Origin of the sequence: Paenibacillus sp. FSL H3-0321 (genome assembly GCF_038002865.1) — a bacterium.
GTDB lineage: Bacteria > Bacillota > Bacilli > Paenibacillales > Paenibacillaceae > Paenibacillus_AQ.
Map to the genome: position 1 here is coordinate 7137911 of NZ_JBBODH010000001.1, position 25365 is coordinate 7163275.

Below are 25365 nucleotides of genomic sequence, written 5' to 3' on the forward strand. Positions count from 1 at the left end.
CATAATGAGTTTACCGCTTATGGATTACCACAGAATTCGCAGCTGGTTTTACCGCAATGCCCGCCCTTTGGATCTCGCCAGATGGAGGTTCCATTTTGAAGAAGGGCCTTTGTCCGCAGTGTTGGAGGCCTTATCTGCTTATCAGAATGAAGACGGCGGTTTTGGACATGCGCTTGAAGCCGACTCATGGAATCCGAACTCCACACCGATTCAGACAGCGACAGCGGTAGAGAAGCTGCTGGAGGTTCATTTTGATGACCCGACCCATCCGATCGTTCAAGGGATGTTGAGGTATCTGGACAGTGGAGCCGAGATGGATGAAGGTATCTGGAGGAATGTAGTGGACTCCAATAATGATTACCCTCATGCCCCATGGTGGCATACGGATTCGAACAGCACCGCCCGCAGTATGTATAATCCGACAGCAATTCTGGCCGGGGCTATCCTCAAATTTGCCGACAGAGACAGCCGGCTCTATGAACAAGGCATGCAAACTGCCAAAGATTTGGCAGGCAGGTTTCTGGAGCATCCCGATATAGAGATGCATCCGCTGAAATGTGTGCTCACGATGCTGGAGTGTATCTCTGCCGCTAAGGTCGAGGAGCATTTCGCTTATCCGCAGCTAATAGTAGCTGCCAGAGCCCAAATCGCAGTGCTGCTGGCACGCGGAGCCGTGGATTGGAACGGATACAGCTGCAGACCTTCTGCATTTATCAAAACTCCGGATAGTTTGGGTGCCGCGGATCACGCAGCGCTGGTTCAACAAGAGCTGGACTACATACTGGGCATCCGAAATCCGGAGGGGGTTTGGAATTTAACTTGGAGCTGGGCTGCTTATGAGAATGAATTTGCAGTCGCCGAAAACTGGTGGAAAGCGAGTATTGCGATTGAAAATTTGCTGCTGCTGCAAGCATTTAAAGGATTGGGATATTCTTGATGTTTTGGTTATGATGATGGTATACTCATCGGCATAATATAATTTCTCAAGGGATTGTGATGAGGATATGGTGAAATCAATCGAACTGACCTCCTAAAATGAAAAATGCAATAATTTTAGGAGGTCAGAATATATGAATTTTAATCACATTGTCATGGATAACTGGAGTAGAAAGCCCTATTTTGAACATTATTTAAATAATGTCAGATGCACCTATAGCATGACTTCAAATATTGACATAACCCGTCTGCTTTCAGAACTTAAGAATAAGGGGATTAAGCTGTACCCGGCACTAATCCACATGATAACTACGGTGGTAAACCGCCATAGTGAGTTTCGCACCTGTTTTGATTCTGAAGGCCGGTTAGGTCATTGGGACAGCTTGTCCCCTAGCTTTACAATCTTCCATGATGATGATAAGACTTTTTCAAGCATCTGGACTTTGTACGGTGAAGAATTTGGTGATTTCTACAGCCGTTATCTTGCTGATATGAAGATGTACGGAAGTGTTAAACAATTTGCCGCTAAAGCGAACGAACCACCTAACACCTTCCCCATTTCTAGCATTCCGTGGGTCAGCTTCACGGGCTTTAGCCTGAACGTGTATAACGAGGGCACCTTTTTGCTGCCCATCTTTACAATGGGGAAATATTTTCAGCATGACAAAAAAATACTGTTGCCATTATCGGGACAATTCCACCATGCCGTTTGCGACGGCTACCACGCCAGTATGCTGTATAATGAACTGCAATTACGCGCAGATACCTATAAGGACTGGTTGCACAACAATTAGATTGCCACCATTTCCGCTGACGGGAATCGATAGTTAAACATAAAGGGCTCCACATATTATTCATAATATGCGGAGCCCTTTATTTTTTTTAACACATCTTAGCCTAACAGTTCATTATCAAGAGTTGCTGTAGGCAGGAACATACTCATGTTCATAAATGGCCTGTACTTTTTCCAGAACCTTGCGGCTCTCGGAGGCGAACTTCAGGCTGCTCACCTCGTCTTTGACGAGAAATACTCCGGGCACATGGCTGTGCTTGCCGAAAGCCGCTTTGTACAGCAGACCGGCCCCATAACTGGGATGGGGGAAGAACAGCTTGATAATCGGCTTCAGATAAAAAGGTAAACCCGATTTTTTGCCGCTGCGGATCGTATTATTGCCCCCCGGGTCTGCGCTGCGGATCATTATTCCTTCAGCAGCTAGCTGCGTGGAGATTTCTTTGGTCCAGAGGGAAAGAGCCATTTTGGAAGTAGCGTAGGGGCCGAACAGCTTTTTGAAGGATGATGGACGTTCCAGGGTATCCGGATTAAATTCCTTCAGTGTCAGAACCGCATTGGAGGCAGTATTGATCACCGTTTTATGAGTTCCTTTCAGGAGCAGTCCTTTTAGTTCCATCATTATAATGTACGGGACCACCGTTTGCAGCTCAAAGTGCAGCTCCCGCCCCTGCTTAGAATAACTCAATTCCGCAAAGCTGCCGCCGGCGTTGTTGAACAGCAGATCAATCCGGGGTTCAGCCGCCACAACCTCCCCGAGCGCTTTTCCCAGACTATGAAAATCTGAAAGGTCCGCCTTATAAATCCGCAGCCGCTTGCTGCTTAGTGCTTCAAGGATAGGGGCATCATCTTCGGGAAATCCTGAGCGGATAAGTGCGATTACCTCCCAGCCTTCACTCAGCAGTTTGCGGGTCAGCTCCAGGCCAATTCCGTTGTTGGCTCCTGTAATCAGCGCAGTTCCGCGCTGTGTTTGTGTTGTCATAGTAATCTCTCCTCAAAGTGCAGTAATAGTGGCCTTAGGCCTGACGGTTGATGATGCGCTCATTGTATAACTTGGAGCCGACTCCAAGTCAAGGAGAGGTGGGCTTGAAGTTGAATAGATTAGGGGATTAGAAAAGTGCAGAGGATGTCTGCTTTGTCCTTGCCGGGCGCCGGGTTCTTCCTTAAACTGATAAGGATTGGAAAAAGGAGGAACTTTATATGAATCAAGTCATCTATTCCCCGTCAAAATATATTCAAGGCGGCGGTGAAATCTCGAAGCTGGGCGCTTATTGCAGACAAATGGGAGCCACAGGGGCTTATGCCATTGTAGATCCTTACATCCTCTCTACCTACGGAAATGATATCGTCAGCAGCTTTGACGCTGAGTCTATGCCGCTTGTTCAGCGTGAGTTCAAGGGAGAATGTTGTCTAAAGCTGGTGGAGCAAATTGTTGCAGACCTGGACTTGAACGCGACAGGTGTAATTCTGGGCATCGGCGGCGGCAAAACACTGGACACGGCCAAAGCCGTAAGCCGTTATACCGGATTGCCGGTGGTCATTGTTCCGACAGTGGCTTCTACGGATGCGCCCTGCAGCGCATTGTCGGTACTTTATTCGGAGGAGGGCGAATTTGACCGCTATCTCCCTCTGCTGCAAAGTCCCAATGCCGTAATCGCCGACGTAGATATTATTGCTAAAGCCCCTCCGAGATTGCTGGCGGCAGGAATGGGCGATGCGTTGTCCACTTTTTTTGAAGCGAGGGCTTGCCGTAATTCCGGCGCTGTGACCCATGCAGGGGGACAGAGCTCGATCGCCGCATTTGCGCTGGCGCGTGCTTGTCTGGATACGCTTCTCGCTGAAGGAGCTATAGCATTGGAGGATGCCCGCAAAGGAATAGCCTCGGCGGCTGTCGGCCATATCGTGGAAGCGAATATTTACCTTAGCGGCATCGGCTTTGAGAGCGGCGGACTTGCCGCTGCCCATGCCATTCATAACGGACTGACTGTGCTTGAGGAATGCCGGCAGATGCTTCACGGGGAAAAGGTGGCGTTCGCCACGCTGGCGCAGCTGATGCTGGAGCATGCAGCGGAGGAGGAGATCGCTGCCGTTGTTGCTTTCTGCCGGGAGGTCGGCCTGCCTGTAACTCTTAAGGAAATGGGCCTTTCTGGGGTGGAGCCGGGGAAACTTATGGCTGTGGCCCAAGCCAGCTGCGAGGCAGACAGCCCGATGGCAAATATGCCGTTTGAGGTATCCCCGCAGGATGTATTTGATGCGATCATTGCCGCTGACCGCCGTGGGCAGCAGGCCGGATAACGATTGTTAATTATTGCGTACCTGTCCCGTACATATTTCTCCTTCAGGTTCCAAACAATGAGAACAATGGCACCATAGCACGAAGGAGGAGATCCTCTTGAAAAAGAGCAATCATACGGGCAAACGCACCATTCTGAATCCATTCATTGCTGTTGTGGCATTGATGACGGCGCTGGTTCCGGCCGCCGACACTGCGCACGGAATATCAGCTGGTTCAGTTTCACATCACGCCAGGGGCAGCCGGTCTGTAGTGTCTTCATCCGTCCTTGCCGAACCCGCCGTTATCGGCAGCGCTAAGGCTGAAGGACCCCAGGAGAATAAACAACATACCCGCAGCAGGGTAGCCATCATTGTCGATGATTTCGGCAATGACATGCGTGGTACGGAGGAAATGTTCAAATTGCCGGTTAAGATCACTGTTGCCGTAATGCCGTTTCTACCGACTACAGAGAAGGATGCACGGCGCGCACATGAGCAGGGCTTCGATGTGCTGGTGCATTTGCCGATGGAACCGAAGCAAGGCAAACCCGAGTGGCTGGGTCCGGGTGCGGTTCTGACCCGGATGAGCGATGCCGAGGTACGAAAGCAGGTCGAGGCTGCACTGGACAATGTTCCTTTTGCCGTTGGAATCAACAATCACATGGGCTCCAAGGTGACCGGTGATGAGCGGGTGATGGGGATTGTGCTGGCGGTCTGCAAGGAACGCGGAATATTTTTTGTGGACAGCCATACGAATTACCGTTCGGTAGCCGGCAGAATGGCCCGGGAGATCGGATTGCCGCCCGTGGAGAATCATATCTTTCTGGACGATGTTCATACGGCAAGCCATGTCGTGAAGCAAATGCGGCTGGTGCAGGAAAGGGCTCTGAACCAGAACTATTGTATAACGATCGGCCATGTTGGCATCCAGGGCAAAGAGACCGCTGCGGGCATCCGCAGCGGCATTGGTGAAATAAAGGACAGTGTCGAGTTTGTAGGCATTTCCGAACTGGTCCGGGACGAATGGCAATGGAACTCGAAGCTTACACTTCCATAAGATACCCGGCAATACCGTTAGCAATCGCTTCAGCAATTTCCTCTTGGCCCTTCGGACTGCAAAGCTTCTCGCGGTCGGTCGGGCTGCTCACAAATCCCGCCTCAACGATCACTGTTGTGGCGGTTATTTTATTGAGCAGATAAAACGGCTTGCCCTGTCTCGGGCTGGCTTTCATATCATAGAGATGGTTGAGCTGGTCCTGTATCGATCTGGCCAGCAGGAAGCTGCGGCCTTCCTGGCGGTATAGCACGAGCGGCCCGTGTTTGGAGGGGGAAGCGGCCCAGTTAATATGAACGCTGACCACGACATTTGCCGGAAGCGTCTCGGCCAGCTCCTTGCGCTGGGCAAGGTCCCGCAAATGGCGGGAGGAGCTGCGCAGCCAGCGGTTCTCATCGCTGGGGGCATAGTCACCGGTCCGGTTAAGGATTGCATCAAAGCCGTCACTGCGCAGCAGCAGGAACAGCCGGCGGGAGATGGCGAGCGTGATATCCTTTTCAAGAATGGTGCCATATGATGTCCCCCCGTCAATTCCCCCATGCCCGGCATCAATCAGAATGATCCGCTGATCGTGACCGAGTATATGCTGGCGCTCTTCTTTCGCCCCGGCTCCTGAAGGTACCGGAGACGCCTGCACAATTCCTGCATTTTCCAGGGGAAGCATAAGCAGCAGGGCGGATGACACGATAACGAACAGCCGGCGCAGTGTACCGCTTCCCCGGGTGGTTTGGTTTCTGGTTTGGTTCAGGTAGTTCAAGTAATTCAAGTGGATGACCTCCTTGTGCGGTAATGATCTTTTGACCGGACTGGATACTTTGTTAGATTGTGCTGGAACAGGCAAACCTATACGAAAAGCAGTATCACCGTTTAGATATAGCTGTTCTAGAGCACACTAGGAACATGGATATCCAGACAGACAGAAGTCAAAGGTGAGTGCCCAAATTCAGCATTCAGTTTCAGGAGGTGGCGAAATGGCTTCCAGCGGTGATGAACTGGTGAAGTATATTACGGAAAAGGTAGTCGTTTATATCGAAGATCCGCGTGCCAGCCGGGCGCGGCGAAAGGCCGAGAAAGAGCCGTGGGCAGAGAAATGGTTTGGCATGCTGCCGCTCGGCTGGTCGATCTGGCGGAGCAAATGGAGCCGGAACGACAAGAAATGATCCGGGTGCAAGAGTACCGGCAAATCGCAAGTACAGCTTGAACTAAAAACAACCTTCCAAGATGCCCTGTATACGGCACTGTGGAAGGTTGTTTTGTTGCATACTAGCAGGAAAGACGTTGTACTGACAAAGGGTAAGCTTAACGTTTTGAAGTTGTAAGCGCACCGATCACTGTTTTGCCGGCTAGAGGCAGCTGGTGCAGGGTACCGCTTTGTTGAAGCGCTGAGAGAGGAAGGTAACGTTTGCCTTTCGGACCCGCAGCGGCATAGACGATGGCCGGACTGCTGCCGCTTGTCTTCCCGCAGGAACCGGCAGGCAGCCAGCGCTGATACCCCGTAATCATAAAAGGTGCTCCGGTCGTATCGTTCCTGCCAGCAGACTGAAAGACGAGACTGCCCCTTTGATTCAGCAGAACAGTGAAGTTTTCTGCGCTGTCCAGCTTCAGCTTGGGGCTGGTCAGCCACTGCAAATTAGCGTATGGATCATCCAGACCTTCACTCCGGTAGGTCTGCAGGGGAGACCAGTCCGAGTCCAGCCCGGAGATTGTATTGACTCCATCTAACTGGACCTTCAGGACCTCTTCTGCTTTGTCTGAACTCCACGGCAGAACTTGCGGTACCGAAGCATTGATATATATATCCGTATGGTCGAGCGTTAATTTCCACACCGGGAGCAAAGAGGCGTAAAGAGCCGTCAGTTCAAGCTTTCCTGAATAATTTGAAGTGATGAGTTCCTCCTGCACCAGAAACTGGCGCAGATCGGTCAAGCTGTAAGGCAGCCCGGAGGTTCCGGTGCCGTATTCGCTAAGCATATAACCGCCTTGCTCTGTAGCCGAGACAATCAGGTATCCGATGCGCTGCCCGCCGTCCATGATATTAACAAGCCAGCTATGTGTGCCCGGTCCCAGCGGATAATAGTCGGTACGGGCTTCTTTCCAGCTTGTGAAGGGAGCATCGGCGGACAGCTTGCGGATGGTCAGCTTGGTGAAGTCCTGCAGCGATTCCGTTGATGGTTGCGTCTTGATCGCAAGTGAGGCCAGCGCATCATGGGAGACTGCTTGTGTGACAGTGACGCGGGTGTCCTTAGCGGCATAGGCAGCCGGAAAGGCAGAGCTTGCCGACAGCCCGATTGTGCAGAGGCACAGAATGAGGAGGAAGCGGCCGCGACGACCAGGCACGGCCTTCCGCCTTGATTTTATAGTCATGTCGTCGTTCACCTTTCTTGGTCCAAATCAAATCATATTCATGGAACGGGTATAAATTAATTGTAGCGGACAAGCTCTAAAAAGGGTGTTGCATGCTGTCGCGCCGGGTTGCGGGAATTCCGCTGTTTTTTTGCCTGCTTTTAGCGAGCAGGGTCGCATTCTATGTGCTGCGCAGATGGAACAGGCCGTAGGTTACGGCAGAAACTGCAACCTGCGGCTCGTATTGCCAGGAGGTCTCCTTCCGGCGGCGGTTGTATTGCTCCTGGATCGCCAGCCGTTTCTCTTCGTCCTGCTCTTTGAGCAGCTCCTCATAATAAATGTCTACGATGCTCAGCTCAAGCCGCAGCCTTTCCCGGGCTTCCTCCGCCCAGCTGTAGTCCAGTTTCGCAAGCTGTGAAGTCAAATAAGCCTCCAGCCGGTCGGCCCCGGCGGCAATGGTAAGCTCCGAGGGCTGGATGTGAATGTTCTCCGGCAAGCGGGGAGTTAATTCCCGTGAATTCAGCTTCGTGCCAAAGTCGGCGGCAATGACCCCGCTGGTTAAGGAAATTCCGATAAAATGCAGCTCTTCCCGTTTCAGATCGCAAGTCATCTCTACTTTGTAACAGACGCCTAGCCACGGTTCATAAGCCGCAGAGAACAGTGTCATCCGCTGCCTGCTTCCCGGGTCCTCGAACAGCTGCAGACATTTGCCCTCATCACGCGCTGCTGCCCAGATCTGCTTCAGCCGCTTGCTGCCGTATACTATATCCTCGCGGCGGATCATGCCCGGTCCGATCCGCGGCAATACCGGCACAACGCCGAAGTAGCGGGCGAGAATGCCGTCCTGCGGATCTGCTTCAGCGGGAGCCGCCCCTGCGGATGGCGGCTGCCCGAAACCGGCCGCCGGGCTGTCCGCGCCGGCTTCCATCTCTGCCGCGCCAAGGTTGCCTCCTGCGCCCGGCAGAAGCCCGGCCGCAGGGCGGCTTGCCGCGCCCCGCTGCGCCCGGGGCGGAGGAGCGGCCTGCGCGGCCAAGCTGTCGTACTTCTCCGGGTCGAAGACGAAGGTGAACGACAACGTCTCCGGATCGACGCCGGTGCGTTCCACGAACCCCCAATAATAAGGCCGGTCGGTGAGCATCCGGTCGGCGCGCGGTGAGAGCTTCACTGTCACATGCAGCGGAGATACCTCAAGGATCGAGCACTCCGTTGCTTCCAGATAATCCATGACATGCTTGCGGACTTGCTGCGGAGAAAGGGTCATCAGGTGGCCTCGCTTTCATTCTGTATGCCTTGGGTCAGCTCGCTGATGGATTCGCCGATGTGGTCGAGTCCGCTGCGCAGCTCCTCGTCGCTGCGGGCTTCAAGCATGATTTTATAAAGACTTTTCTCCAGCGATTCCTTTTTCTCGAAACGTTCCAGGATCACATCCAAACCGCCGATAACCATCTCGAACATATTGATTTTCTCATGCAGCAGATGCAGGATATGCTCTTCGATGGTACCTTCTGTGGAGAGGTTGTAGATGACCACATCGTTCTCCTGGCCCAGGCGGTGGACCCGGCCGATCCGCTGCTCGACCCGCATCGGGTTCCACGGCAGATCGAAATTGATCATATGGTGGCAGAACTGCAAATTGATGCCCTCGCCGCCAGCTTCCGTAGCAATCATGACCTGGGCCCGTCCACGGAAAAGATCCATCATCCAGTCCTTCTTGCCGCGGTTCATCCCGCCGGAGTATGACACACACTGCAGCCCGTGTTCACGGAAGTACTGCAGCAGATATTCCTGTGTGGCGCGGTATTCAGTGAAGACGATAACCTTTTCATTCATTTCACGGATTAGCTCCATCGTTTTCTCTGCTTTGGTATTCGTCTTGACGGTGCGGATGCTCTGCAGCAGCTCCATCATCCGCTCCCGCTTCGGAGAATCGGCAGGCAGCTTTTTGATCAGGTTCACCAGGGTGATGAATACAGCATCACGGCTGCTGCATACCTCCCGTTGAAGCGTAACCAGAGAGAGCATGCTGCTGAGATTGCCGCCAGCTTCCTGATATTGGTCTTTGACAAAGGCGGTAACGCCGTCATATAATACCTTCTCTTCCGGTGAGAGCGTGAGCGGAATATTACGGACCTTGCGCTTGGTGAAGTTGACCGGGCCCTCGCCGCGGCGGTTACGGATCATGACTTTGGACAGCTCGCCCCTCAGCTGGACTTCATTCTTCGGCTGACGTTTGTCCACGACGAAATTAGCGGCAAAATCCCCCTGATTGCCAAGCTGCCCCGGCTTCAGCAGGGTGATCAGGTTGAACAGCTCGCCGAGGTCATTCTGTACAGGAGTAGCGGTGAGCAGCAGGCAGTACTTTTTGCGCAGCTGCTGAACAAACTGGTAGTTGGTGGACTTCTTGTTCTTCAGCTTATGGGCCTCGTCGATAATCAGCATGTCGTATTCGCTGCCGAGCAGCAGTTCTTTATGCGGATCACGTTTGGCGGTGTCCATGGAGGCGACCACAATGTCATTTCCCCAGGAATAGGACTTCTTCTGTGCTACGGCAGTAATACCGAATTTGGCGTTCAGCTCACGTACCCACTGCAGGACGAGTGAGGCGGGAACCAGAATCAGCACTTTGCTTACCAGTCCGCGTACCAAATATTCCTTAAGCACGAGACCGGCTTCGATCGTTTTGCCGAGTCCGACTTCGTCGGCGAGAATCGCCCGGCCCGACATTTCAAAGAGTACCTTATGAGCGGTATCAAGCTGGTGGGGAAGCGGAGACAGACCTGACAAATGCTTCAGGCATTGCAGCTCGTCGAAGCTGGTGACAAGGCCCGATTCTTCGCCCTGCACGGCAAGCCGGGATAACCTCAGGTCCCCCCAAGGCCCGCCTTTCTCCAGTCTCGACTCCAGATCATGCAGCCAGTTTCGCTCAAAGGATAGGGGAACAGGCAGCAGCGGGACGGGCGTATTGAGCTCTTGCGTCAGGGAATTGCGGGATAATTGCGTCATGTTGCAGCCTCCTCCGGCGCTGTATCATATCGAACTAGCGTAGAAGTAGTATGCGCGTAAAAGAGAGAATTCATAACCTGATATGGATTGCGAAAGAGTTGTGCATATTAAAGATTCACTCACCCTCAGATGAAACTTTTAGTTTCTGATTTTATAAAAAAACGAGCAAGAGTGAGAAAAGGCGTCATGGATGCCGATTTTTCGCCACGGGGCTTCTTATATCGAAAAAGACCTCCGATACAATATGTGGTATAGTTTAAAAGCTGACGCACACAATATATTGTTACAAATGCTTGAAATATTGATTTATCAGAGCATTTGACGGTTATTTGTTATTGACAAGAGGAACTTCCTTTGCACAAGCAGGGCAGCTGGAAGTTTTTGTTGTGGGTCACAAAACGTAAGCCCACATCATGGAACGGAAGATTTACATATCATACATCCGGGAGGTTTTTCTATTGAGTACAGTGAAACGCAAGCAGCGCCTTGAGGGCCTAAGCGAGAAAATATTTTTGGACCGGTATGCGTGGAAGGATGCGGACAGCAATAATGCCAAAGTAGGCGATGTTGTTCTCGTCCTGACCAAAGACGATCCCAAATTCCCTACCAAGGAAGTTGGCGAAATTGTGGAGCGCAGCGGACGGATTGTTACCGTGAAGACACGCAGTGGTGAACTGGTGAAATCGGATGTAGAAAAGCTTACGCTTAATATAGAGAAAACTCCGGAGGAAATGTGGGACCGGCTCGCAGCCGCCATGGCTTCGGTAGAGAAAACGCCTGAGCTTCAGGAAGAATGGACAGGCAAGTTCCGCTCCATTCTCGATGACTGGAAGCTTGTACCGGGCGGACGGATCGCCGCAGGCGCCGGTGCCAGTGAAGAACTGACGCTGTTCAACTGTTATGTAGTACCTTCGCCTAAAGACAGCCGCGGCGGAATTATGCAGACACTGTCGGAAATGACCGAGATTATGGCCCGCGGCGGCGGCGTGGGGATTAACCTGTCTTCGCTGCGTCCCCGCCGTGCTATCGTTAGAGGCGTGAACGGATCATCCAGCGGCTCTGTCTCCTGGGGCGGGCTGTTCAGCTATACGACCGGACTGATTGAGCAGGGCGGCAGCCGCCGTGGCGCGCTGATGCTGATGATCAATGACTGGCACCCGGATGTGGTTGATTTCATTACTGTGAAGCAGACTATGGGTCAAGTGACCAATGCCAACCTTTCAGTATGTGTCAGCAACGCTTTTATGAAAGCTGTTAAAGAAGATCTCGACTGGGAGCTTGTATTCCCGGATACGACTGACCCTGATTATGATACGATTTGGGACGGTGACCTCGATAAATGGAAAGCGGACGGCCGCCGGGTCATTCCTTACCGTACTGTTAAGGCACGCGATGTCTGGCATACGATTATTGAATCAGCCTGGAAATCGGCAGAGCCGGGCGTCGTATTCATGGAATACTACAACCAAATGTCCAACAGCTGGTACTTTAATCCGATTATCTGCACCAATCCGTGTGGTGAGCAAGGACTTCCGGGCTGGGGTGTCTGCAACCTGTCCGCCGTCAACCTTTCGAAGTTCTACGATGCGGAGAATCATGATGTGGACTGGGCCGATCTGGCGACGACTACCCGTTATTCTGTTCGTTTCCTGGACAATGTCATTGACAAGACGCCATATCATTTCCCGGAAAATGAAGCCAACCAGAAATTGGAACGCCGCGTAGGCCTTGGAACTATGGGTCTGGCTGAGCTGATGATCAAACTGAACATCCGCTACGGTAGTCCTGAATCGCTGGAGTTTCTGGACAAGCTGTACGGCTTTATGGCCCGCGAAGCGTACCTGGCTTCAGCGGAAATTGCCGGCGAAAAGGGTTCGTTCCAGGCGTTCGATACCGACAAATATCTGCAGAGCGGATTTATGAAAAACATCACCGAAGTTTATCCGGAGGTGGGTGAATCCATCCGCAAGCACGGCATGCGCAACGTTACCGTGATTACCCAGGCGCCTACAGGCAGCACCGGTACAATGGTAGGAACTTCGACCGGTATTGAGCCTTATTTTGCCTTCAAATATTTCCGTCAAAGCCGTCTCGGCTACGACGAGCAGTTCGTGCCGATTGCACAGGAATGGCTGGAAGCCCATCCGGGTGAAGAGCTGCCTGATTATTTCGTAACCTCGATGGATTTGTCGGCTAAAGATCACATCCGTGCTCAGGCTGCCATTCAGCGCTGGGTGGACAGCTCGATCTCCAAGACCGCCAACTGCCCGTCAGACTTCACCGTTGAAGAAACTGCCGAGCTGTACGGAATGGCCTTCGATCTGGGCTGCAAAGGTGTAACTATCTACCGCGACGGCAGCCGCGATGTGCAAGTGCTGGAAACCACGAAGAAGGAAGACAAGAAAGAGGCTCCGGCAGCGGAAACGGCTGCACCGGAGGCAGTAGAAGTTGCACCGGCCAGCGCGGTTGTGGCAGCAAGCCCTGCGCCACAGGCCAATGCCAATGTTGTCGACAAGCAATACAAGAAACGCCCGCAGGTGCTGCGCGGCGCAACCTATAAGATCAACACGCCATTCGGCATGGCGTATATCACTATCAACGACCTGGATGGCATTCCGGCAGAAATCTTCCTGAATGTCGGCAAAGCAGGCTCCGACGTCTTCGCCATGGCGGAAGCGTTGGGCCGTGTCTGCTCGCTGTTCCTCCGTTACGGCGACCACGGCGAGAAGGTTGAGCTGCTGATCAAGCATCTCAAGGGCATCGGCGGCTCCGGTGCCATCGGCTTCGGCGCGAACCGCGTCGAGTCCATCGCCGACGCGGTAGCGAAGGCACTGGAAACACATGTGCTGAATAACGCACATGACGACCATGTGCCCGCTCCGATTGCGGCAACGCTGGAGCTGGAGGATTTCAACGAAGTGCTGAACGCCGAGTTGAAATCGAGCGTACCATCTGCGGCAGTAGCGGACGACGGCCACGGCGGCCATGCCGCACACAGCCATGGGGCGGTCTCACGCGACCTCTGCCCATCCTGCGGCAGCGCCTCGCTGGTTAACATCGAAGGCTGTAAGACCTGCAGCAACTGCGGGTATAGCCGGTGTGGGTAAGAAGTAGGTAGAATGTGTTTGTGTTGTAATTTGTGGTGCGCTGTAATTAGTTTCGTCATCACTTGGAAATTAGTTTGTCACCATATATGAATTTAAATTGTCATCGCCTGAACCCTTGTTGGTTCAGGCTTTTTTTAGTTTTTCAACATCTTACTGTTCTAGTTTAACCATATTCCTCCTTCGGAAATAACTGAGGCTATAAGCACAGAAAGAAAGTTCGATTTGGAAATGTCATTTATATGACAGGGAGGGATAGTCAGTGGACTGGTTAAGCAAAAAAATATGGGTAAAAGCGGATGCACTTTATTCACCAAAGCGTAAAGTCAATAATATAGGGAGCCGGAATTTCCCTCATATTATTGGGTCAATACCTTGCCGGAAAATGAAACAACATATCCCGTACGCGTCTTTGTGGGGCGAGTGCTTGTTTTATTATTTCAGCTAATTATGCATTACAAGCAACAGAGGGCGTATTACAACATTTTAATCTTCTTAGGTGAACTAAGAGCTGATTTGCTACAGCCCCAGATCAATTCAGCAAAGTTTTAATAGGCTCTGTTTGACAAAAGGCATGGCTTTGGGTATCTTGGTACTATGAAAACTAAATGAGTACCAATGTGATTCGGGAGGAGTTTTAATATGGACAATATTTCAATAACACATGGCAACCCCAAATCGGCTTACGGAGGCAGACTGATGGGGATGGCACTGGATTATATGGCCTATCCGCTGATCGGAACGGCAGATAAAGCATTAATTGAGAACACCCTGCAAAAATTATGGGGACTCGGAAAGAACCGTTTCAGCCATCAATATGCTTTTGAAGCAAGACTGGACAACAGAACGATAGGGATCATCTCCTGCTACCCGGTATCTGTAATGGACAAGTTGGTTTGGCCCACTGTCCGGGAGCTAATCAAACTGCGGAAATGGAATCTCATCAAGCATTCGCTGCTGCATTTGCAGGAGCTGTGGGCTATGGTAAGCTTGAATGAGGGAAGAGCGGATGAATACCATATCGGAGCTTTGGCTGCATTGCCGGAAAGCCGGGGGTACGGGGTGGGATCGAAATTAATTCATTATGCAGAGGAAAAAGCCGGATTTAGTAACTACGGTAAATGCTCCCTGACCGTCAAGCAAGAGAACGTACGGGCCATCAAGCTGTATGAGCGGCTGGGATACCGGATTACGGATTCCATAGAGAAAAAACCGTATTATTTGTACCGTATGGTAAAAACCCTTCCGCATGTCCTTACATGAGTGTTAAGGTATAGACGCTAAGCTGAATGAAGGGTGGACTGTCAGGAACATGGACAACAGGGTCTATTTGAAAATTTTAAAATGCTTTGGAGCCAAAGGCACGCGGTTTACCACGGAGGATCTGGCGAGAGAACTGGGCACGAGCAAACGTACAGTGTATGCCTACTTTTCGAGTAAGGATGAAATGATAGAGAAAACGATTGATTTTGTCTTTTCGCAGATTATCCAATCGGATACAGACATCCTGGAAAATACAGGGCTCCCGATTCAGGATAAAATCAGACTTTATTTTCAGAATATTCCCGACGCCTATTCGATTGGCACGATCATCAGGCACATGGATGACCTTCAGCGGTATTATCCCCGGCTCTACGAGAAGGTGAATCATCACTTGAATACGATTTGGGATGGTGTAATTGCACTGGTGGAGGAAGGGATAAACCGTGATGAGCTGCAAAAGGTGGACACCGTAATTCTCAAGCTCATGCTGAATGAGACTCTGAGAAAGCTGCTGGACTATGAGTTTATTGCGGGCCATCAGGTCAGCTTCGAGTCCGGCATCAAGGCGATGAGTGATATTGTTTTATATGGCCTGATCAAAACAGACCATCCTAAATCAATTGGGTAGTAGAAGGCGTCTATTATAATGTAGAGAATGGAAACCGGGTAATTCCTGAGGATGTGAAAGACCGTGTAAAGCTCCAGATGAATAATGAAGAAAAACATAATTCTCTTTTATTATTGGAGAAGTAGGGACTGACCCTATAATGTGAGACAAATTAAAACACCTTCAAGAGAATGTACCCTTGTTGTAGGGTATGAATGGGAGATGATCTTGGGGTGTTTTTGTGTTGGCTACGGCAGCTCCCGGTATTATTCATTTTGTGCTATTCATTATTAGCATTGTACTAACTGCGAAATGCTAATCTACTCTACAATATGAATATTAGTTCAACGAGGAGGCAGTTACAGAATGAAACTTAAAACGGTGAGAAGCAAAAGCATGTTTGATGGGAGTTGGAGCTTTCACAAAGGGGAGATCCGGATTCCCTACGCAGTCAAGGGTGGGATGACAGGCGGTATTACCGATGCGAGCTCTCTGAAGGAGGGGGAGTGGCTGGATATCGCTTTTAACGATAAAGGGATGGGTGAACAGCAGCTTGAATGGAGTTCTGTGAATCTGCCGCATGACTGGTGTGTAGAGCAGCAATATGTTCAGGATGAGTCGCTGGGCTCGCGGGACGGCAGCCATGGTTATTTGCCGGGCGGGATAGGCTATTACCGCAAAACCTTCGAGCTTCCGGCAGACGCTGCCGGGAGCAAGTGGACAGTACGCTTTGACGGAGTATCCGGCACCAGCACGGTATGGGTCAACGGTCATCTGATCGGCTCGCATCATGGCGGTTATATAGGTTTCAGTTATGATTTGTCGGATGTTCTCCGTTACGGCGAGGAAGGCAGAAATGTCATTCTCGTCAAAGTCGATGCAACAGAATGCGAAGGCTGGTGGTATGAGGGCTGCGGCATTTACCGACATGTCTGGCTGGAGAATACAGACCGCCTGCATGTGGCCGAATACGGCACCTATGTAACGACACCGGAAGTTACCAAAGAACAGGCTATGGTCAATATCCGCACCCGCATCCGCAATGATTACACAGAGGGCCTTCCAGTATCCCTGCGCACGGTGATATATGATGGTGCCGGATTGCAGGTCTGTGTTAAGATGGAGGACGCCTATGCGGACTGGTACACCGAGACGGAACTGGAGCAGATTTTCGAAGTGGAGCAGCCTATGCTCTGGTGTCCTGAATCACCATATCTGTACAAGGCAGAATCGACTGTCATATATGAAGGAAAAGAGCTTGACCGGTATGAGACGGTGTTCGGCATCCGCAGCATCCGCTTCGATGCGGATGAAGGGTTCTTTCTGAACGAAGAACCGCTGCTGATTAAAGGGACATGCAATCATCAGGATTTCGCCGGGGTCGGCGTGGCGCTGCCGGACAGCCTGATCGAATATAAGCTCAGACTGCTTAAAGAAATGGGCTCTAATGCCTATCGCAGTGCACATCATCCGCCGACTCCCGAGCTGCTGGATATGTGCGACCGGGTCGGTATGCTGGTCATGGATGAGAACCGCAAGCTTGACAGCAGCCCTGGCGGCCTGAGTCAACTGAAGCGGATGCTCTACCGGGACCGGAATCACCCTTGTGTGATCATCTGGAGTCTGGAGAATGAGGAGGTTTTGGAAGGCACCGTAACGGGCGCCCGGATACTCAAGACGCTCGCAGATACTACCCGCCGGATAGATCCGACAAGGCCGACCTCTGCTGCGATGAACCACGGCTGGAATGAGAATGGCTACAATGATGCGGTAGAGATTACAGGCTACAATTACGGGCACCGGGAACACCTCAACATTGATATCCGCGACCACGAGCAGTATCCGGAGCGTCTCATGATCGGCAGTGAATGTGCCAGTTATACCGCAACCCGGGGAATCTATGAAGATGACCCGGTAAGGGGCTACTGCTCCGAATATGGCACGAATATTCCTTCATGGGGATGCACCCCGCAGCAGGCGTGGAGTGATCTTGTGAATAACCGCTTTTTGACTGGCGTCTTCATGTGGACCGGGTTCGATTACCGGGGAGAGCCTACTCCATATCTGTGGCCGTGCGTGAACTCGCATTTCGGGCTGATGGACACCTGCGGGTTCCCTAAAGACAGCTATTACTATATGCAGGCGGTCTGGAAGGATGAGCCGATCGTTCATTTGCTTCCGCATTGGAATTGGCCCGGGTCGGAGGGGAAGCGGATCGAGGTGCGCGTGTTCTCGAATACCGATACGGTGGAGCTGAGCCTGAACGGCAAAAGCCTGGGTGAACAGCAGGTGGACAAGACCGGGTATTTATCGTGGGAGGTCGTATATGAGCCCGGCGAGTTAAAAGCAGTCGGAAAACGCGGCGGTCATGTGATTGCCGAGAAGGCTGTTGTTACAGCAGGCCAGCCATACCAGATTTGCTTGTACCCTGATCGGCTGGAGGGTCAAGCGGATGGTTTGGATACGATTCCGGTTCGGGTTGCCATCCTGGATGAACAGGGGCATATCGTTCCGGCGGCCGATAATGAGATCCGCTTTGAAGTGACGGGCGCCGGGTCTCTGCTTGGTGTAGGCAACGGGAATCCAAGCAGCCATGAACCGGACAAGTCTGCGATCCGGCGGGCTTTTAACGGCTGGTGCTTGGCCTTGATTCAGACTTCACCAGCAGCAGGCTCCATTAAGGTGAAAGCCGTATCAATGGGACTGGCAGCGGCTGAAGTTGTACTAGAGGCAGCACCCGGGGAACCTTTATTTCCAGCCAGTGGAACGATAATATAGACATAACGAATTCCATACAGAGGATGTCTCGCGAATGATGCCTAAGCTGAAGATGAAGAAATATATGCCTTTCACTTACAAAATGATGATCCCTTACTTGCTGCTAGTTCTCTTGACCGATGTGTTCATCGGTTACATCTCCTATTCGATGCTGACCGATTCAAGGACAGAAATGGCAGAGTCCAACATCAGGACGGGTTTGGAGCAGGCCAGAAATAATATCCGCTATCAAATGGATGAGATACAACGGATGTCGGACAACATGTTCGGAAGCCAGCAGTTGCAGCGTGCGCTTGAGCTGAAGGGGACACCGTTTGAGATTTATCTGACGATGATCGATGATATTATTCCCCAGATTACCGCCCCCCTGCAGCTGTTCGGAAACAAGATCCGCTTCATGCTCTATACACCGAACAGTGATCTCAATATTATATCAGGGGATAACCTGGATGAGCCGATCTATGATAGCGACTATTATATTCTGCCCATCCAGGATATCACCGGCAGTGAGTGGTACCGGTCTCTTAAGGATTCGATGCGGGATAATTTATGGCTGCAGATTGATACAGACCAGAAGCTGGACAATCTCTCTCATGTCCGCAGACTGGTCAGCTTCAGTGATAACAAAACGGTGATCGGGTTTGTGCGTATTACCGTTTCCCTGGAGGATCTGTTCGGCGGCTTCGATACGTTCCCCGTGGAAGAGGGGATTACTCTGCGGCTGGTGGAAGAGACTACCGGGTCCATTCTGTTCCAGCGAGGAACAGCCATTTATGACGATGGACGTGAGAACTTTCTAAGTTTGCATGCGCAGATCAAGGGCAGTGATTTCGTAATTGAAGCCATGGTTCCGCAAAAGTATCTAACCCAGGATGCTGGCCGGCTGCGTAAGGTGATTATTGCAGTCTGTACGCTCAGCTTCCTCGTCATGACCTTGATCGGATATGTGGTGGCTCGTATTTCGGGGCGCAAGATGAGCCGGATCGTAGGCTTGGTGCGTTCCTTCCAGGAGGGGAATTTCCAGAAACGGATTCGCTTCTCTGGTAATGATGAATTTGTGCAGATTGCGGATTCATTCAATGACATGGCCGCCAATATTCAGGGGCTCATTAACAGCGTCTATGTGCAGGGGATCCAGAAGAAGCAGGCCGAGCTGGAAGCCCTGCAGGCACAGATTAATCCGCATTTCCTATATAATACGCTTTCGACCATAAGCAGCCTGGCTAATCTGGGCGAAATCGCCAAGGTCACGGAGATGGTCGAGGGACTGTCACGTTTCTACCGGCTGACGCTGAACCAGGGCAATGTGTACATTGAACTGGAGAAGGAGCTGGAGCAGGTGGAGACATACCTGGAAATCCAGCGGGTTAAATATGCGGATGCATTCACTCTGTATGTCGATGTGGACGAGGAGATTATGCATATGCAGGTAATTAAGCTGGTGCTGCAGCCTTTTGTGGAGAATATCTTCAAGCATGCCTGGTTTGGTGAGTCGATCGCTATTCGTCTGACAGGCCGGAAAGTCGGCGGCTGTATTGAGCTTAAGGTTATTGACAATGGCATCGGCATGCGGCCAGATGATATCAGGAAAATGATGCAAGGGCCAAACCATTCCGGTGGTTATGGAGTTAAAAATGTGCATGAGCGGATTAAGCTTAGATACGGGGACATGTACGGCGTGACCATTGCAAGCATTTACGGGGCAGGCACAACGGTTCAGCTTCTGCTTCCCGCCGGGCTTCAGGACAGCGAGGAGATTGATGAGCAGTTCCGCTGATGAATTACGAGGTTGCATCTTGTACAAGCACAGGAGGAAATAATTTCGATGAGTATCAATGTATTACTGGTAGATGATGAAGCTGTCGATTTGGAGTGGTTGCGGCGCAGAGTGCTGGCAAGCTCGCTCGATATTGCAGTAGTGGGGATAGCGAATAGCGGATTCAATGCGCTTAAGATCATGGAGCAACTAAAGGTAGATATCATCCTGTCCGATATACGTATGCCCATTATGAGCGGAACGGATTTTGCACGCAGGGCTAAGTTGATCCATCCCAAGATCAAAATTGTCTTCATCAGCGGCCATGAGGATTTCAGCTATGCCAAGGAGGCCATTCAGATCAATGCCTCCGGCTATTTGCTGAAGCCTGTTAAGGACAAGGATCTGTACGAAATGCTGGGGTCCTTGTGTACAGCCATAGAACAGGAGCGGGAGCAGAACCGTTCCTTAAGCGAAGCACTGTCGCTTGTAAACAAGGAGCTTATCTTACGCTGGTTCGATGAAACCTCCCCTGAACCCGCTGAGCCGCATCTGCGCAGCGCCTTGATTCCGTTGTTGCTGAAGGGGGCAGCGGCGGCAGTTGTAGAGATTGATGATCTGGAATGGAAGATGCGTGATTTGTCCGAGGAGGATGCACGCGTGAAGACGCGGCAAATGGCCGGATTGATTAAATCCATTGTTGAGAATGCCAAGATGGGTACACTGATTGCCGCTTCGCATCACCGGTTTGTAATTCTGTGCAATCTCCCGCAGGACAGCTTCCTGAATCTGCTGGAGGAGCTTATCCGCAAGGTGGCAGAGTCTTCTCTCTGCACAGTGACTGTCGGCGTCGGTCAATATGCCCAGGAAGAGGCGGGGCTGCATGAATCTTATCAGCAGGCGCAGGCTGCACTCAGCGCGAAATGGCTACTCGGCAAAAATCGCCTGATCCGTGATAGCATGGAGCCTTCGCCGCGAGAGACACCGGGCGTCCGCATTGAACAAACTGTAGAACAACTGCTCGAGGCTATCATTCAGTATGACCTGGTGGCGATCGACGACCATTTGCTGGAGCTGTTCACGAGTGCCAGCAAGAAGGATGTCTATGAGCTGATTATCCGCATCACCTCCAAACTTCATGCGGATTTGCAGCAGCAGAACGAGAATCTATATGAGCTGCTGCAGTGGGAATCTCACCAGCCGGATATTCTGTTCCAGTTCGAGACGATTCACGACATTCTATCATGGATGAGACGGAGGTTCTTCGAACTGTCAGAGCTGCTGTATGTGAAGCGGCAGCGGCAGAAACGCAGGCTGATTGATGAGATTATCAACTATGTGGAGGAGAATCTGGAGAAAAAGATTACCTTAAAAGAGGTAGCCGCCCATTTCAGCTTCACACCGAATTATTTAGGCTACCTGTTCAAGGAAGATTACGGACTGCCTTTCAATGAATACGTGAAAGAACGCAAGACCAGCCGGGTATTCGAGCTGCTGAGTGATCCTACACTTATGATATATGAGATTGCCGAGCGCATGGGCTACAAGAACCTTATTTATTTCAACCGGCAGTTTAAGCAGATTACAGGTATGACGCCGGGAGAGTATCGCAAAAAGCATAAAGTATAGCCAATAGAACGTTGCCCTGGTCGATCATCGGCCCGGAGGCGACGTTTTTGTATTTTTAGGAGAATATATATTTTAACTATCGTTGGAAAAGTATTAGTATTTGTTGACATGCTCAATCCACAAGAGATGAATGCCTCTTTATACTAAATACATAGAGAAATTGAGAGATGGAAAGGGGATTCGAGATGAAACTGAAACAATATGGATTCTGGCACAAAGTAAAGAAGCATAGAACCTTGCTTCTTATGCTGACTCCGGCGGTGTTGTTTTTCCTGTTGTTTGCATACGTGCCTATGGCGGGGATTGTGCTGGCGTTTAAGCAATACAATTATAGCGATGGGATCTTAAACAGTCCATGGAACGGACTGGACAACTTTAAATTTTTCTTCGGTTCCGGTGACGCCTGGCGCGTAACACGAAACACAGCGCTATACAATATTGCTTTTATTGTTGTAAACAATGTGCTGCAGATTTTTGCGGGCATCCTGCTGTTCGAGGTTGCAGGCAAATGGTTTCGGAAGATTACGCAAACAATACTGTTCCTGCCTTACTTCATTTCCTGGGTAGTAGTTGGAGCCATTGCCTACAACCTGTTTAACTTCGATGTTGGTACCGTTAATGTATTGCTTAAGGGGTTAGGCATGCAGCCGGTTGATATTTACAACACTGCAGCCTACTGGCCGGTTATTCTTGTAGTTGTGTCAGCCTGGAAAGCGCTGGGATACGGAACAATCATGTATCTGGCGGCAATCACCAGTATTGATACCGAAATGTATGAAGCAGCTGAAATTGATGGTGCGAATATATTCCAGCGCATCATGAAGATTACAATTCCGAACCTGATCCCTACGGTGATCATTCTGGTGCTGCTGGCTATCGGCAACATCTTCCGCGGTGATTTCGGGATGTTCTACAACATGGTCGGAAACAACGGCCTGCTATTCTCATCGACCGATGTTATCGACACCTTCGTGTTCCGTTCCCTGACGACTTCCAATGAAATCGGAATGTCTGCTGCGGCCGGGTTCTATCAATCGATGCTGGGCTTTGCGACTATCATGCTCGCCAATTACGCAGTACGCAAATACGATAAAGATCGTGCTTTATTCTAGGAAAAGGAGGTAGCCCAATGAGTTCAACTACTGCAAAGATCCAAACACCAAAGGTACACAAACGTGCCAACACAGACCGGCTGGTACTGTCAATCATCGGATACTTGACGCTTACAGTACTCGCTATATTCTGCATCGTTCCTTTCTTGCTGGTGATATCGGCCTCGCTAAGTGAAGAAAGCTCCATTATCGAGAAAGGTTTCCAGCTTATCCCGTCTACCTTTTCCACCGAAGCCTACAGCGTACTGTTCAAGTATCCGGCTGATATGCTCAGAGCTTACGCTGTGACGATCACCGTTACGCTAATCGGTACCTTGTTTGGATTGTTTCTGACTTCCATGACAGCATATGTGCTGTCCCGAAGAGACTTTGAATGGCGCAGCCGCTTCTCGTTCTACTTCTTCTTTACTACCTTATTCAGTGGCGGGCTGGTGCCTTCGTATCTGTTGATCATCAACTTCCTGCATCTCAAAGACACGCTAATGGTATTGATTCTGCCGATGCTGATGAACGTGTTCTACATTATCGTCATGAAGTCGTTCATGAGCAGCATCCCTGATGCAATTACAGAATCCGCCAAAATTGACGGAGCAGGCGACTTCCGGATCTTTATGAAGCTGATTGTGCCTTTGTCCAAGCCTGCACTGGCTACCATCGGCCTGTTCATAGCCTTGGCTTACTGGAACGATTGGTACAACGCGCTGCTCTATATTTCGAAGTCCGAATTGATGCCACTTCAGTACTATCTCTACAAAATGCTGGGCAATATGGATGGCATGCGTAAGGCGATGATGGCCTCGGGTGCGGTTGTAAATACTGATTTGCCAACCGAAGGCTTGAAGATGGCGATGACGATTGTGGCCACAGGACCGATCCTGCTTGCTTACCCATTTATTCAAAAATATTTTGTACAAGGTCTCACTATTGGTGCTGTCAAAGGATAATCCCGGGGTAACCCGGTTATCAATATATAATCTAACCAACTATTTCATTAGGGGGAAACACTTGTCATGACAAACAAGAAAAAGAAACTCACAGTTACGCTGGCAACGATGATGACACTGGGGACCATCCTCAGTGCATGCGGAGGCGGTAACAATACCAACAATACAGCTGCGGAAGCAACGAATGCAGGAGCAACCACTACAGAAGGAGCAGCCACGAATTCCGGCGCTCCTGATACTTCCAAAGAGGTCAAGCTGAAAATGATACTGGTCGGCGGCCAACCTGGCGACTACGACAAAGTATTCGGAGAGCTGAATACCAAATTAAAAGAGAAAATCAATGCTACGGTAGAAACAGAATTCCTGGACTGGTCGGACTGGACACAGAAGTATCCGCTGAAATTTGCCGCTAATGAGGATTTTGACCTCGTTTACACAGCTAACTGGGCTTTCTATAACGATCAGGCGCTTAAAGGCGGATTCATGGAGCTAACTGATGATATGCTGTCCAAGTATATGCCGCAAACCTGGGAAGCTATGCCTAAAGTGAACTGGGAGCAAGCGAAAGTCGATGGCAAGCTCTACATGGTTCCGAACAATAATGTTGAGGTTACCGACAAGGTTGTATTATATCGGGAGGATTTGCGCAAGAAATACAATCTTCCAGAAATAAACAGCCCTGAAAGCTACGCCAATTACTTGAAAACGGTTGCTAAAGAAGAAAAAGGCATAACCGCTTTCGGAGCTAAGCCTGCTGATGGCTGGAAGTTTCATGAATTAGACCAAACACTGCTGGAGCAGAACAACAACTTCAACCTGGTGGATGCGAACCTTCTGCCGTTGGCTTACAAGCTGGATGATGCTTCCGGTAAAATATTCAACATTTATGATACTCCAGAATTCACATCATTGCTTAAATATTATAAAGATCTGGCCGACAATGGCGCATGGTCCAAAAACGTAGTCAGCAACAAAAATGATGTATGGCAGGATATCAAAGCAGGGAAGATTTCTTCTTATGCCCATAACCTGGGCACTGTAGCCGCTAACCTTTCCGAAATGCGCCGCGACAAACCGGATGTGGAACTGGGAATTGCCGACCTCACTCCGGACAAAAAGAAAATCGCCGCGATCTCAACACAGAACGGCATGTCAATTCATGCAACCTCGGAGAATCCAGAACGTGCTCTGATGCTGATCGATCTGCTGCAAAATGACAAGGAAATTCACGACTTGACCATGTATGGTATCTCCGGAACTCACTATAATCCTGAGGGCGATAAAAAGTTCACTGCAGGCCCTGCAGCTGCTAACTACACTGGCTTCTCGAACTGGGGCTGGAATTCCCCGCTGAATCGTCAAGATGCAGCTTATCCGAAGGAAGCTGACGATATGTTCAACACCTGGCAGTCCAGCATTTATCACTTCCCGCTGGAAACCTTTGTCTTCGACACAGCAAAAGTGAAGAATGAAGTGGCAAATATCGGTAACGTAATGCTGCGTTACGCCATACCGCTGGAGTACGGATTGATTGATGATATTGAAAAAGGCCAGGCAGACCTGATCAAGCAGCTGAAATCAGCCGGCATCGACAAGGTCCAGACTGAAATGCAATCGCAAATTGACGCCTTCCTTGCAGCACAAAAAAAATAGCTGAATAAGAGTGGAACTTTATGTAACGGCTTCAGGGCTGCTCTCAAAGCATGAGCTTTGGGGCAGCCCTTTTTACTCTATATAAGGAGAGCCTGTAGCCGGCTTTCCGTTGGAGAACG

At 50.6% G+C, this 25365-nt stretch carries 19 protein-coding genes; 14 read left to right on the forward strand and 5 right to left on the reverse strand.

Annotation, left to right across the window (positions count from 1 at the left end):
- The first annotated feature begins 4 nt into the window (after positions 1 to 4).
- Both MHI45_RS31465 and catA read left to right on the forward strand, forming a co-directional pair.
- Positions 5 to 937, forward strand: coding sequence for a hypothetical protein (locus MHI45_RS31465; protein WP_076112347.1), 933 nt, complete (start codon positions 5 to 7; stop codon positions 935 to 937).
- Positions 938 to 1070: 133 nt separating this feature from the next.
- Positions 1071 to 1730 carry a type A chloramphenicol O-acetyltransferase gene (gene catA / locus MHI45_RS31470; RefSeq protein WP_076112348.1) on the forward strand — a complete coding sequence of 220 codons (660 nt, stop codon included), beginning with the start codon at positions 1071 to 1073 and terminating at the stop codon, positions 1728 to 1730.
- Between the two features lie 117 nt (positions 1731 to 1847).
- On the opposite strand, the gene MHI45_RS31475 is transcribed toward catA, so the two are convergent.
- A complete protein-coding gene (locus MHI45_RS31475) occupies positions 1848 to 2708 on the reverse strand; it encodes an SDR family NAD(P)-dependent oxidoreductase (RefSeq protein ID WP_076112349.1) in 861 nt (286 codons plus the stop codon).
- Positions 2709 to 2926: 218 nt separating this feature from the next.
- Between MHI45_RS31475 and MHI45_RS31480 the strand changes: the two genes are divergently transcribed.
- Both MHI45_RS31480 and MHI45_RS31485 read left to right on the forward strand, forming a co-directional pair.
- Entirely contained in the window at positions 2927 to 4021 is a 1095-nt protein-coding gene (locus tag MHI45_RS31480; RefSeq protein WP_076112350.1) for a glycerol dehydrogenase, read from the forward strand.
- 97 nt (positions 4022 to 4118) lie between these two features.
- Positions 4119 to 5057 (forward strand): divergent polysaccharide deacetylase family protein, encoded by a 939-nt coding sequence (locus MHI45_RS31485; protein WP_256718177.1) that lies wholly within the window; start codon positions 4119 to 4121, stop codon positions 5055 to 5057.
- Here MHI45_RS31485 and MHI45_RS31490 read toward each other — a convergent pair.
- Positions 5044 to 5820 carry an N-acetylmuramoyl-L-alanine amidase family protein gene (locus MHI45_RS31490; protein WP_256718178.1) on the reverse strand — a complete coding sequence of 259 codons (777 nt, stop codon included), beginning with the start codon at positions 5818 to 5820 and terminating at the stop codon, positions 5044 to 5046. The two genes, MHI45_RS31485 and MHI45_RS31490, sit on opposite strands and share 14 nt — an antisense overlap.
- A gap of 205 nt (positions 5821 to 6025) precedes the next feature.
- Between MHI45_RS31490 and MHI45_RS31495 the strand changes: the two genes are divergently transcribed.
- Positions 6026 to 6214 carry a YqzE family protein gene (locus tag MHI45_RS31495; RefSeq protein ID WP_038589726.1) on the forward strand — a complete coding sequence of 63 codons (189 nt, stop codon included), beginning with the start codon at positions 6026 to 6028 and terminating at the stop codon, positions 6212 to 6214.
- Positions 6215 to 6353: 139 nt separating this feature from the next.
- Here MHI45_RS31495 and MHI45_RS31500 read toward each other — a convergent pair whose 3' ends face one another.
- The 3 genes from MHI45_RS31500 to MHI45_RS31510 form a co-directional block, all read right to left on the reverse strand.
- Positions 6354 to 7418: a hypothetical protein gene (locus tag MHI45_RS31500; protein WP_076112351.1), complete on the reverse strand. Its 1065-nt coding sequence runs from the start codon at positions 7416 to 7418 to the stop codon at positions 6354 to 6356.
- 160 nt (positions 7419 to 7578) lie between these two features.
- Positions 7579 to 8658: a YqhG family protein gene (locus tag MHI45_RS31505; RefSeq protein WP_076112352.1), complete on the reverse strand. Its 1080-nt coding sequence runs from the start codon at positions 8656 to 8658 to the stop codon at positions 7579 to 7581.
- Positions 8658 to 10400, reverse strand: coding sequence for a DEAD/DEAH box helicase (locus MHI45_RS31510; protein ID WP_076112353.1), 1743 nt, complete (start codon positions 10398 to 10400; stop codon positions 8658 to 8660). The genes MHI45_RS31505 and MHI45_RS31510 overlap by 1 nt, the downstream gene beginning before the upstream one ends.
- Positions 10401 to 10813: 413 nt before the next feature.
- Between MHI45_RS31510 and MHI45_RS31515 the strand changes: the two genes are divergently transcribed.
- The 9 genes from MHI45_RS31515 (at position 10814) to MHI45_RS31555 (ending at position 25246) form a co-directional block, all read left to right on the forward strand.
- Positions 10814 to 13507: an adenosylcobalamin-dependent ribonucleoside-diphosphate reductase gene (locus MHI45_RS31515; protein ID WP_439823177.1), complete on the forward strand. Its 2694-nt coding sequence runs from the start codon at positions 10814 to 10816 to the stop codon at positions 13505 to 13507.
- 639 nt (positions 13508 to 14146) lie between these two features.
- Positions 14147 to 14767 carry a GNAT family N-acetyltransferase gene (locus MHI45_RS31520; protein WP_076112355.1) on the forward strand — a complete coding sequence of 207 codons (621 nt, stop codon included), beginning with the start codon at positions 14147 to 14149 and terminating at the stop codon, positions 14765 to 14767.
- A gap of 49 nt (positions 14768 to 14816) precedes the next feature.
- On the forward strand, positions 14817 to 15395 hold the full coding sequence (locus tag MHI45_RS31525) for a TetR/AcrR family transcriptional regulator (protein ID WP_076112356.1): 579 nt from the start codon (positions 14817 to 14819) through the stop codon (positions 15393 to 15395).
- A 345-nt stretch (positions 15396 to 15740) separates the two neighbouring features.
- Positions 15741 to 18152, forward strand: a complete 2412-nt coding sequence (gene galA, locus MHI45_RS31530; RefSeq protein WP_083675757.1) for a beta-galactosidase GalA — start codon at positions 15741 to 15743, stop codon at positions 18150 to 18152.
- A gap of 34 nt (positions 18153 to 18186) precedes the next feature.
- Positions 18187 to 19929: a sensor histidine kinase gene (locus tag MHI45_RS31535; protein WP_083675758.1), complete on the forward strand. Its 1743-nt coding sequence runs from the start codon at positions 18187 to 18189 to the stop codon at positions 19927 to 19929.
- A 48-nt stretch (positions 19930 to 19977) separates the two neighbouring features.
- Complete coding sequence (locus MHI45_RS31540; protein ID WP_076112357.1) at positions 19978 to 21537, forward strand: response regulator; 1560 nt, start codon at positions 19978 to 19980, stop codon at positions 21535 to 21537.
- Between the two features lie 185 nt (positions 21538 to 21722).
- Positions 21723 to 22649, forward strand: coding sequence for an ABC transporter permease (locus MHI45_RS31545; RefSeq protein WP_076112358.1), 927 nt, complete (start codon positions 21723 to 21725; stop codon positions 22647 to 22649).
- A gap of 17 nt (positions 22650 to 22666) precedes the next feature.
- Positions 22667 to 23593, forward strand: a complete 927-nt coding sequence (locus MHI45_RS31550) for a carbohydrate ABC transporter permease (RefSeq protein ID WP_083675759.1) — start codon at positions 22667 to 22669, stop codon at positions 23591 to 23593.
- Between the two features lie 66 nt (positions 23594 to 23659).
- A complete protein-coding gene (locus tag MHI45_RS31555) occupies positions 23660 to 25246 on the forward strand; it encodes an extracellular solute-binding protein (RefSeq protein ID WP_076112359.1) in 1587 nt (528 codons plus the stop codon).
- Positions 25247 to 25365 lie beyond the last annotated feature (119 nt).

Coding starts and splice junctions, on each gene's coding strand:
- MHI45_RS31465 (WP_076112347.1), top strand. CDS start 5: ATGAGTTTACCGCTTATGGATTACCACAGAATTCGCAGCTGGTTTTAC.
- catA (WP_076112348.1), top strand. CDS start 1,071: ATGAATTTTAATCACATTGTCATGGATAACTGGAGTAGAAAGCCCTAT.
- MHI45_RS31475 (WP_076112349.1), bottom strand. CDS start 2,708: ATGACAACACAAACACAGCGCGGAACTGCGCTGATTACAGGAGCCAAC.
- MHI45_RS31480 (WP_076112350.1), top strand. CDS start 2,927: ATGAATCAAGTCATCTATTCCCCGTCAAAATATATTCAAGGCGGCGGT.
- MHI45_RS31495 (WP_038589726.1), top strand. CDS start 6,026: ATGGCTTCCAGCGGTGATGAACTGGTGAAGTATATTACGGAAAAGGTA.
- MHI45_RS31500 (WP_076112351.1), bottom strand. CDS start 7,418: ATGACTATAAAATCAAGGCGGAAGGCCGTGCCTGGTCGTCGCGGCCGC.
- MHI45_RS31505 (WP_076112352.1), bottom strand. CDS start 8,658: ATGACCCTTTCTCCGCAGCAAGTCCGCAAGCATGTCATGGATTATCTG.
- MHI45_RS31510 (WP_076112353.1), bottom strand. CDS start 10,400: ATGACGCAATTATCCCGCAATTCCCTGACGCAAGAGCTCAATACGCCC.
- MHI45_RS31515 (WP_439823177.1), top strand. CDS start 10,814: ATGGAACGGAAGATTTACATATCATACATCCGGGAGGTTTTTCTATTG.
- MHI45_RS31520 (WP_076112355.1), top strand. CDS start 14,147: ATGGACAATATTTCAATAACACATGGCAACCCCAAATCGGCTTACGGA.
- MHI45_RS31525 (WP_076112356.1), top strand. CDS start 14,817: ATGGACAACAGGGTCTATTTGAAAATTTTAAAATGCTTTGGAGCCAAA.
- galA (WP_083675757.1), top strand. CDS start 15,741: ATGAAACTTAAAACGGTGAGAAGCAAAAGCATGTTTGATGGGAGTTGG.
- MHI45_RS31535 (WP_083675758.1), top strand. CDS start 18,187: ATGATGCCTAAGCTGAAGATGAAGAAATATATGCCTTTCACTTACAAA.
- MHI45_RS31540 (WP_076112357.1), top strand. CDS start 19,978: ATGAGTATCAATGTATTACTGGTAGATGATGAAGCTGTCGATTTGGAG.
- MHI45_RS31545 (WP_076112358.1), top strand. CDS start 21,723: ATGAAACTGAAACAATATGGATTCTGGCACAAAGTAAAGAAGCATAGA.
- MHI45_RS31550 (WP_083675759.1), top strand. CDS start 22,667: ATGAGTTCAACTACTGCAAAGATCCAAACACCAAAGGTACACAAACGT.
- MHI45_RS31555 (WP_076112359.1), top strand. CDS start 23,660: ATGACAAACAAGAAAAAGAAACTCACAGTTACGCTGGCAACGATGATG.